Source organism: Mesorhizobium sp. P5_C1, assembly GCF_054049815.1.
This window is the reverse complement of the sequence record NZ_JBFULQ010001257.1, coordinates 1-737: the sequence shown is the minus strand read 5'-3', so window position 1 is coordinate 737 and position 737 is coordinate 1. Positions and strand designations below refer to the sequence as shown.

Annotated in this window: 1 protein-coding gene and 1 pseudogene; one reads left to right on the top strand and one right to left on the bottom strand. The window is 63.2% G+C overall.

What is annotated here, in order from left to right; all coding sequences use genetic code 11:
- On the top strand, nucleotides 1-298 hold a 298-nt coding region (locus ACXJ7R_RS35235; protein ID WP_457155815.1), incomplete at its 5' end, for a helix-turn-helix domain-containing protein.
- Nucleotides 299-330: 32 nt separating this feature from the next.
- Here the strand turns inward: ACXJ7R_RS35235 and ACXJ7R_RS35230 are convergent.
- Nucleotides 331-737 (bottom strand): annotated as a pseudogene (locus tag ACXJ7R_RS35230) (arylsulfatase); the annotation flags it as partial.

Below are 737 nucleotides of genomic sequence, written 5' to 3'. Positions count from 1 at the left end.
CGCCTTCACCGGGCGGATGTTCGATTCGATCAACGGGATGCTGCTCGACATGCTCGCCGCCATCGCCCGCAAGGACTACGACGACCGTCGCCGCAGGCAGGCTCAGGGGATCGCCAAGGCCAAGGCTGAAGGGCGCATGAAGGGTCGCCCAGAGGACGCCGGCCGTAACGAGGCGATCATGGACATGCTGCGGAAGGGGCAGAGCTGGAACACCATCGTGAAGGCGACAGGAGCCTCTCGCTCGACCCTGTCGAGGTTGGCGAAGCGGCTCCAGGTGCCTCGTGTACAGCGAGCGTGACGTGGTCGGCACCACGCTACGGTCTCATTGTGTCAGCCTCCTTGCGGCGCCTGCAACTGCTCCATGATCTGGTCGACGCTGAAGCTCGCAGGCCGCTGGCGTGGCGGAAACGCTTTGAACGTCCCGATGAATTGCGCGACCGCGACCTGTGTCGGCACAACAAGGAAGGCGCGCTTCAGCATCCAGTCGTTCCAGGTGTTCGATGTGATACTCGCCCGCTCGTACGGGTCCATACGCAGGTTGTACATCGTCGGTCCCCTCATGCAGACAAACGGTTCGCGCCAGACGGCCAGCCCCCCCTCGGCGCGCTGCTCGCAGAACTGCATCTTCCAGCTCTCCACGCGGACCGCCACCAACTGGCCGTCGTCGTTGAAGTAGAAGAACTCCTTTCGCGCCGACTTCTCCTGTTGCCCGGTGAGATATGCAAGCTGGTTGTAGC